This window comes from Phenylobacterium sp., from assembly GCF_031412415.1.
Lineage (GTDB): Bacteria > Pseudomonadota > Alphaproteobacteria > Caulobacterales > Caulobacteraceae > Phenylobacterium.
Map to the genome: position 1 here is coordinate 1 of NZ_JANOCX010000270.1, position 7,008 is coordinate 7,008.

The following is a 7,008-nucleotide window of genomic DNA, read 5'->3' on the forward strand; positions in this document are numbered from 1 at the left end:
CCTGCGCCCTGTGGCGCGAGGGCCTCGACATCTTCCTGGCTCTCGACAAACGCGGTGAGCTCAGCGCCTTCGACAAGGATGGCGGCCTTGTCGAGCTGAAACGCCTGCTGACCGCCAACTGCGAGAACGGGCCGCCGCGAATGGGTCTGACGGGTTTGCTGTAGGCCGCGAGCCTGCGCTACCTGCGGTCAGGCCGCTGTGGCCGAGGGATCGATCCCAAACCCACCGCGGGGTAGGGCGGCTCAGGGCGCCGGGGTCTTGACGAGCTTGCCGCCCTTGATCACGCCCTGGACGCGGGTCAGCACCTCGATGTCGCTCAGCGGGTCGCCCGTGACGGCGATCATGTCGGCGTGGTGGCCCGGCCTCAGAGCGCCGACATCGGCGCTGGCGCCCAGCAGGGCGGCGGCCCCGGTGGTGGCCGACTGGATGGCCTGCATCGGGGTCATGCCGTAGCGGACCATGTAGGCGAACTGCCGCCCGTTCAGGCCGTGCGGATAGACGCCGGCGTCGGTGCCGTAGCTGAGCTTGACCCCGGCCTTGACCGCCTTGCGGAAGCCCTGGCGTTGCAGCTCGGTGGTCTCGGTGTTCTTGCGCAGGTACTCGGCGGGCCAGCCCTCGCGGCGGCCGACCTCGTCGATCCAATCGCCGTCATAGATGTCCATGTCCAGCCAGACGCCCCTGGCCTTGGCGAGCGCGATGCCCTCGTCGTCGATCAGCGAGGCGTGCTCGATGGAGCGGGCGCCGGCGCGGATGGCGGCCTTGATCCCGGCCGCCCCGTGGGCGTGGGCGATGCAGTAGCTCCCGCGGGCGGCGGCCTCATCGCAGGCGGCCTTCATCTCCTCCTCGGTGAGCTCGAGCTGGCCGGGCTCGCTGCCGATCGCCAGGACCGCGCCGGTGCCGATCAGCTTGATGAAGTCCGCGCCCTGCTGGAGCAGGTATCGCACCCGGTCGCGCGCCTCGGCCGGGCTGCGCGTCTCGCCCAACTTGAAGTCGCCGGGGATGATCACGTCTGGCGCGGCGCCGGTGACCGCCCCGCCGCCGCCGGGCACGGTGATGTAGGCGCCTGCGACCTTCATGCGCGGACCCTCGACCTGTCCCGCCTCGATAGCGTCGCGCAGGGCCACGTCGCTCAGGCCCCGATAGACGCCTGCGTCACGGACGCTGGTGAACCCGGCGTGCAGGGTGATCCGGGCGGTCTCCGCGCCCTTGAGGATGGTGGCGGTCGCCGAGTGCTTCAGCGGCTCGGCGGGGTCGTTGGTGGCCCCGTAGCCGTCGGCCACGTGGGTGTGCATGTCGATGAGGCCGGGCAGGACGGTGTAGGCCGACCAGTCGATCAGACGCCCATCGGCGGGCGGCGACGCCCAGGCGGAGTTGGCGGCGACACGGCCGTCGACCACCCTCAGCAGCCGGTCGGACTGGACGACGCCCTTTTCAGGATCGATGAGCCGGCCGGCGCGGACATAGACCGTCTCGGCCTGGGCGGCGCTCGCGGCCAGCCATGTCGCCAGGATCAATCCCCAAGCCTTCATCGATCTGCTCCGTGATTCCACAGCTCCCCGGAGGCCGTGACAACACGGAGTGGGGACCGGGGGCGGCGGGAAATCAAGTCGCTGAGCGTCGGTTCAGGAGGGGCAGGGCCGCGCGGCCAGTTCGTCCAGCAGGGCCTCGATGAGCGGCGCCTGGGCGGCCTTGGCGTCCTCGTAGCTGGTGTTCCATGAGGGAATCTTCCAGGTGCGCGCCCGTTCGAGGCCAGGCGCCCGCATCGCGTCGTCGAAGGCGATCACCAGGTCGGCGTCGTCGATGTCGGCAGCGGCCAGACGACGCGGCGGCTCGGCATGGATAGCGACGCGGTCCGCCCGCAGCCGCGCCGCGAGCGCCGCCGAGACGTGATCTTCGACTTGGACACCCCGCGAGCTGGCCTGAACCGCCACGCCGCGCGCGGCCGCCCGAGCCCTAAGATGCTCGCGGGCGATGGCGCTCTTCACGGTCCCGGCGGGGCAAACAAAAAGCACGCGCGGCGCGGCGCAGGGCCGGTTGGCCGCCGAGACGGGACCCGAGACGAGAAGGCCGAGCAGGACGAAACGCCGGGTGGTGGCAGGGCGTGTGTGAAATCGGGCCATTGCGCTTTCTCCATGCGGAGATGCGCGGTGGTTGGGCCATTGGCCTGATCGGGACACCGCTTTATCCCGATCAGCTTCAATAGCGCACTGGGCGAAGCGCGCCTAGCTCTCGGCGGCGTCCGACGGCGTATTGGCGGCGATGTCCTGGAAGTAGGGGACGACCTCGCCTTGCAGCTTGACGGTCATGGCGGCGCCCTTGCGGTCTACCGTCTTGCCGACGCTGAGGCGGACCCAGCCCTCGCTGACGCAGTACTCGTCCACGTTGGTCTTTTCGACGCCCTTGAATCGGACGCCGACACCGCGCTCCAGCGCGGCGGCGTCGTGGTGGGGGCTGTTCGGGTTGACCGAGAGTCGGTCGGGGGGCGTGTCGCTCATGCTCGGCGTTTAACGCTACGCGCGACGGAAGCCAATCTGTCTTGCGCGCGATCGGCGCCCGGCGTTCACCGGGCGCCTCGCGAGGTCGGGCTATTTCTTCTCTTCGATGGCGTCGGCCTTGGCGTCGGCGGCCTTCTCGGTGGCGTCGGCCTGGGCGCGCATGGAGTCGGCGTTCGCCTCGGCGTTGGCTTCCGCCGGACCGGTCATGGTGTCGGCTTGGGCGTCCATGGCCTCGGCCTTGTTTTCCAGGGCGTCGGCCTTCAGCTCGCCTTGGGCTTCGACGGCGTCGGCTTGGGCGTCGACGGCCTTGTCGGCGGGCTTGGAGCAGGCGGCGAGCGACAGGGCGGCGACGGCGGCGAGGGTCAGGGTGGTGATGCGCATAGGTAACGTCCTTGTGAGATCGAAGCCCTGTAAGCGCGCGAAATCGAGTCTGGTTCAGTCGAAATCCATCAATCGAACCTTAAAGTCCGACTCCCACCATGGGCCGCCCCGCCAGCACGCGCGGGCCGTGACCTGGAGGTCGCACATGTCCGTCACCCGGACGTCGAACGTCAGACGCGCCATCGACCACTTCGAACCCGACGCCATGCTCGATCCGCAGGCCCAACGGCGGCTGCGCGGACAGATGGAGCGGATCGACTACACCGTCTACGCCTCCAACCAGGAGGTGATCGCCCATGTGCTGGGCCATGCCGACGCCGGCAAGTTTCAGCGCCTGGCGGTGGCCGCGGCCATCGCGCGCGCGCAGTGGATCGCCGCTGCCCTCGCCTCCACCGAGACCTCCCAGCCTCCGAACCCCGAGCAGGTCACCCACCTGGCCGAGATGCGGATGGCCTATGAAGAGCTGACCGAGGCCTATGAGGCCCTGCGTCGAATGGTCGAGCGCGGCTACCTGCCGTACCGCGCGGGTTAGGCCAGCAGATCGGCCACGGCCCTGAGGGCCTGGGCCAGGACCTCGCGCCGGGCGGGGCCACCCAGAGATATGCGCAGACCGTCGCGGGCGCCCGGCCCGGCGGCGAAGGCCTGGGCGGTGACCAGGGACAGGCCGCGCCGGGCGGCGTCGTCGCGCAGCGCGGACGGGTCGCGGCCGGGCGCCAAGTCGAGCCAGACATGGACGCCATCCGGGCCGCCGACCGCGCTCGGCAGGATGTCCCGCGCCAGGGTCTGTCGCGCGCGGGTCTCGGCGCGGACGGCGGCCAGCAGGCGTTCAGCCGTCCCCTCGCGGATCCAGGCGGTGGCGACGGCGGTGGTGAGCGGCGAGGCCATCAGGGACATGGCGCGCAGGGCCGTCGCGAGCCGTAGGGCCTGATCTGCGCTGGGCGCGGCGACGAAGGCGGTGCGCAGGCCGGGCGACAGGGCCTTGGCCGTGGTCGCCACGTGCCAGACGTTCCGCGGCGTGAGGGCGGCGATGGCGGGCGGCGGGACCTGCGGCAAGCGGCCATAGGCGTCGTCCTCGATGATCGGAACCTGGGCTGACTGGGCGACGCGCGCCACGTCGCCGCGACGCTGCGGGCCCATGGTGGTGGCGACCGGATTCTGCAGGGTGGGGATCAGGTAGATCGCCTTGGGGCGATGCTCGGCGCAGAGGCGGTCCAACTCCGCGGGCAGGACGCCCTCGTCGTCGGTCGGGCAGGCGATCAGGCGCAGGCCTAGATGGGCGGCCAGCGACAGGGCGCCGGGATAGGTCAGGGGCTCGACGATCAGGGCGTCGCCGGGGCGCATCAGGGTGGTGAACAACGCCGCCAGCGCGGTCTGAGCGCCGGGCGAGACCAGGATGGCCTCGGGCGAGACCTCGCCCAGGGTCGGGGCCAGCCAGGCGGCGCCCGCCGCGCGCTGGGCCAGGGACCCGGCCCCGGGGTGATAGGCCATCAGGGCGGCGGGATCGGTGCGATCGAGCACCGCGCGGCTGGTCTCCTTCAGCAGCCGGCCCAGCGACAGGTCCAGCGGTGGCGGCGGCAGGTTCATGGAGAGGTCGATCAGGCCGGCCTCATCCTCGCTGGCCCGGCCGCGCACGAAGGTGCCGCGCCCCACGGCGCCCTCGACCATGCCCCGGGCGCGGGCGGCGGCGTAGGCGCGGGTGACGGTGGTGAAGTCGACGCCGAGCTGGACCGCCACCGCGCGCTGCGGCGGAAGCTGTTCGCCGGCCTGGAGGTCGCCGTCGACGATGGCCGATTCCAGGGCCTTGAGGATGGCCAGGTAGATCGGGCCGTCGTCGCGATCCACGCGGGTCAACCAGCGGGCCGTGGGCAGGGTCATGGTTGCAAATCCGAGCTGGAATGCATACATTACTATCAGATTGTATGTATCCATTCAAGGATTGTACGCATGCCCACCTATGACCCTCCGCCGCCGATCATCTCGGGCCTGCGCTGCCGTTGTCCGCGCTGCGGGCAAGGCAAGCTGTTCGCCGGGTTCCTGACCGTGGCCAAGGAATGCGACCAGTGCGGGCTGGACTTGAGCTTCGCCGATCCGGCGGACGGCCCGGCCTTTTTCGTGATGAGCGGCGTGGGGATCGTGGTGATCGGCCTGTTCGCCTGGGCCGAGGTGGCCTGGCATCCGCCGATCTGGGTCCACCTGCTGACCACCTTCCCGGCCTTGATCATCGGTTGCCTGGCGAGCCTTAGGCCGGTGAAGGCCTGGCTGGTGGCGTCGCAGTACTTCCACAAGGCCGAGGAGGCGCGCTTCTCCAGCCTGGGCGGCCATGGCGAGGGCGGTTTTGGCCTGCGTGGACGCGCCCGCGATTAATTCCGCGAAGGCGCGGAACAGACACGCGCCTGGGGAATTATTGAGGGTGCGAAGGCCTGGTCGCCCCCGACACCGCCTTCGCCTGAGCCCCGGAACTCCCCAAGAGGGCCGGGGCTCCCTCATGCCTGCGACAATCCAACACTTGGCGAACGCCGTCATATCCGCCACAAAGGCGCCATGTTTTGAAGACGTGGCGCCCAGAGGCGACAAGGTCTGCCTGTGGGGACAGGCGAGGGCGCTTCCGGCTCGGTCGGAAGCGCCCTTTTCGTATCTGGTCCGTCGCGGCTTGCGGCCATGGCGTCACTGGCAGGAGGGGCTCGCGCGCGCCGTCGACGGGAACTCCGGATCGGCTGGCCGCCTTATGCTCGCAGAACTCCCGTCCCTGGGAATTCTAGACGTGGGGAGCCCCGTCGGCCTTGTGGCCGGCGGGGCTTCTTGCTTCCGGCGTCAGTCCTAGCGCTGGGCCGCGGCGGCGTCAGCGGCGGCGTCGGCCTTTCGCTCGGCCACGGCGGCCGATTCAGCGGCGTTGTCGGCGGCGTTTGCGGCCGCGGCGCTGGTCTGGTCAGCGGCGTTGTCGACGGCGGCGGCGGTTGTGGCGGCTGCGGCCTCGGCGTTGGCGGCGGTGTCGTTCGCCGCGGAAGCGGCGGCCTCGCCAGCATGGTCGGCGGCGGCGGCGGCCTCGGTTTCGGTCTTCGGCGAACAGGCGGCGAGGACGAGGCCGGCAGCGGCGGCGAGCACGATCATTGAACGCATTGGTGTTTTCTCCTGGAAGTGTTCCGACGCCCGACGACGCCCGAGCATCAACGCACGGTGACGCCTGTTGATCCACGGCTTCGCGGTGATCGCGCCCCCCAACGCGCATGACGCAACCGATCGCCGCGATCGCCGTTGGTGCGCTGGCGGCCAAGCGGGGCCGTCAGGAGCCTTGGCTCCATTCGATCACGAGGGGGACGCGGTCTTGTTGTTGAAGCCCGGGACGACGTGCTGGCGCGCCGAGACGGCGCCGCGGGTCGCGGTGTTCATTGATGTGGAAGACTACTTCGCCGCGGTGAAGGCGGCGATCGTCAAGGCCACGCGTTCGGTCCACATCCTGGGGTGGGCCTTCCATCCGCGAACCATATTCGACTCCACAATCAACGACGCCTCGCCCGAGGACAGCGAGATCGCCATCTTCCTGCGCGCCATGGCGCAGGCGCGACCCGACCTCGACATCCGGGTGCTGTGCTGGAAGGCTGCCCTGCCGATCGCGCTCAGCCAGGAGTTCTATCCCCAGCGTGCGGCGAAGGCCTTCCGGCATTCCAGGGTCCGCTTCGTGCTGGACGGTCGGCTTCCCCCCGGCGCCAGCCATCACCAGAAGGTGGTGGTTATCGACGACGCCGTGGCCTTCTGCGGCGGCTGCGATTTCGGGCCGGATCGGTGGGACACCTGCGACCACCACGATGAGAACCCGCGACGCTCGGCGCGGCCCGGAACGCCGCCGTGTTTCGACCCGCGCCACGAGGTGATGAGCCTGGTGGACGGCGGCCCGGCCCAGGCGCTGGGCGAGCTTTTCCGAGAGCGCTGGAAACGGGCGACGGGCGAGGCCGTGCCCGCGCCCCCGAGCGGCGACCTGGGCGACCCCTGGCCCGACGGCGTGACGCCGCAGTTCCGCAACACCAGGGTTGGTCTTTCGCGCTCCGCCGCCGCCTGGGGACCGACGGAGCAAATCCGCGAGAATGAGGCGCTGTATCTGGCCTCGATCGCGGCGGCCAAGACCTGCATCTACATG

Annotated in this window: 8 protein-coding genes and 1 pseudogene; 3 read left to right on the forward strand and 6 right to left on the reverse strand. The window is 70.3% G+C overall.

Annotated features, from left to right (window positions below):
* Positions 1-242 precede the first annotated feature (242 nt).
* From RMO04_RS13095 to RMO04_RS13110, 4 genes are all read right to left on the reverse strand, one after another.
* A complete protein-coding gene (locus tag RMO04_RS13095; RefSeq protein ID WP_309645222.1) occupies positions 243-1,529 on the reverse strand; it encodes an amidohydrolase family protein in 1,287 nt (428 codons plus the stop codon).
* Positions 1,530-1,622: 93 nt separating this feature from the next.
* On the reverse strand, positions 1,623-2,120 hold the full coding sequence (locus RMO04_RS13100; RefSeq protein WP_309645223.1) for a hypothetical protein: 498 nt from the start codon (positions 2,118-2,120) through the stop codon (positions 1,623-1,625).
* Between the two features lie 102 nt (positions 2,121-2,222).
* The gene (locus RMO04_RS13105) at positions 2,223-2,495 is read right to left on the reverse strand and encodes a DUF3297 family protein (protein ID WP_309645224.1); all 273 of its coding nucleotides are present in this window, start codon (positions 2,493-2,495) and stop codon (positions 2,223-2,225) included.
* Positions 2,496-2,585: 90 nt separating this feature from the next.
* Positions 2,586-2,876: a hypothetical protein gene (locus tag RMO04_RS13110; protein ID WP_309645225.1), complete on the reverse strand. Its 291-nt coding sequence runs from the start codon at positions 2,874-2,876 to the stop codon at positions 2,586-2,588.
* A gap of 145 nt (positions 2,877-3,021) precedes the next feature.
* Here RMO04_RS13110 and RMO04_RS13115 point away from each other — a divergent pair, with 145 nt between their 5' ends.
* Positions 3,022-3,408 carry a hypothetical protein gene (locus RMO04_RS13115; protein ID WP_309645226.1) on the forward strand — a complete coding sequence of 129 codons (387 nt, stop codon included), beginning with the start codon at positions 3,022-3,024 and terminating at the stop codon, positions 3,406-3,408.
* Here the strand turns inward: RMO04_RS13115 and RMO04_RS13120 are convergent.
* The gene (locus tag RMO04_RS13120) at positions 3,405-4,751 is read right to left on the reverse strand and encodes a PLP-dependent aminotransferase family protein (RefSeq protein WP_309645227.1); all 1,347 of its coding nucleotides are present in this window, start codon (positions 4,749-4,751) and stop codon (positions 3,405-3,407) included. The two genes, RMO04_RS13115 and RMO04_RS13120, sit on opposite strands and share 4 nt — an antisense overlap.
* A gap of 69 nt (positions 4,752-4,820) precedes the next feature.
* Between RMO04_RS13120 and RMO04_RS13125 the strand changes: the two genes are divergently transcribed.
* Positions 4,821-5,240, forward strand: a complete 420-nt coding sequence (locus RMO04_RS13125) for a DUF983 domain-containing protein (protein ID WP_309645228.1) — start codon at positions 4,821-4,823, stop codon at positions 5,238-5,240.
* A 453-nt stretch (positions 5,241-5,693) separates the two neighbouring features.
* Here RMO04_RS13125 and RMO04_RS13130 read toward each other — a convergent pair whose 3' ends face one another.
* A complete protein-coding gene (locus tag RMO04_RS13130) occupies positions 5,694-5,993 on the reverse strand; it encodes a hypothetical protein (protein ID WP_309645229.1) in 300 nt (99 codons plus the stop codon).
* A 205-nt stretch (positions 5,994-6,198) separates the two neighbouring features.
* Here RMO04_RS13130 and RMO04_RS13135 point away from each other — a divergent pair.
* Positions 6,199-7,008, forward strand: a pseudogene (locus RMO04_RS13135) (phospholipase); the annotation flags it as partial.

Excerpts from the sequence above, each read along its gene's own strand:
- RMO04_RS13115 (WP_309645226.1), top strand. The coding sequence starts at position 3,022 with ATGTCCGTCACCCGGACGTCGAACGTCAGACGCGCCATCGACCACTTC.
- RMO04_RS13110 (WP_309645225.1), bottom strand. The coding sequence starts at position 2,876 with ATGCGCATCACCACCCTGACCCTCGCCGCCGTCGCCGCCCTGTCGCTC.
- RMO04_RS13125 (WP_309645228.1), top strand. The coding sequence starts at position 4,821 with ATGCCCACCTATGACCCTCCGCCGCCGATCATCTCGGGCCTGCGCTGC.
- RMO04_RS13105 (WP_309645224.1), bottom strand. The coding sequence starts at position 2,495 with ATGAGCGACACGCCCCCCGACCGACTCTCGGTCAACCCGAACAGCCCC.
- RMO04_RS13100 (WP_309645223.1), bottom strand. The coding sequence starts at position 2,120 with ATGGCCCGATTTCACACACGCCCTGCCACCACCCGGCGTTTCGTCCTG.
- RMO04_RS13130 (WP_309645229.1), bottom strand. The coding sequence starts at position 5,993 with ATGCGTTCAATGATCGTGCTCGCCGCCGCTGCCGGCCTCGTCCTCGCC.
- RMO04_RS13095 (WP_309645222.1), bottom strand. The coding sequence starts at position 1,529 with ATGAAGGCTTGGGGATTGATCCTGGCGACATGGCTGGCCGCGAGCGCC.
- RMO04_RS13120 (WP_309645227.1), bottom strand. The coding sequence starts at position 4,751 with ATGACCCTGCCCACGGCCCGCTGGTTGACCCGCGTGGATCGCGACGAC.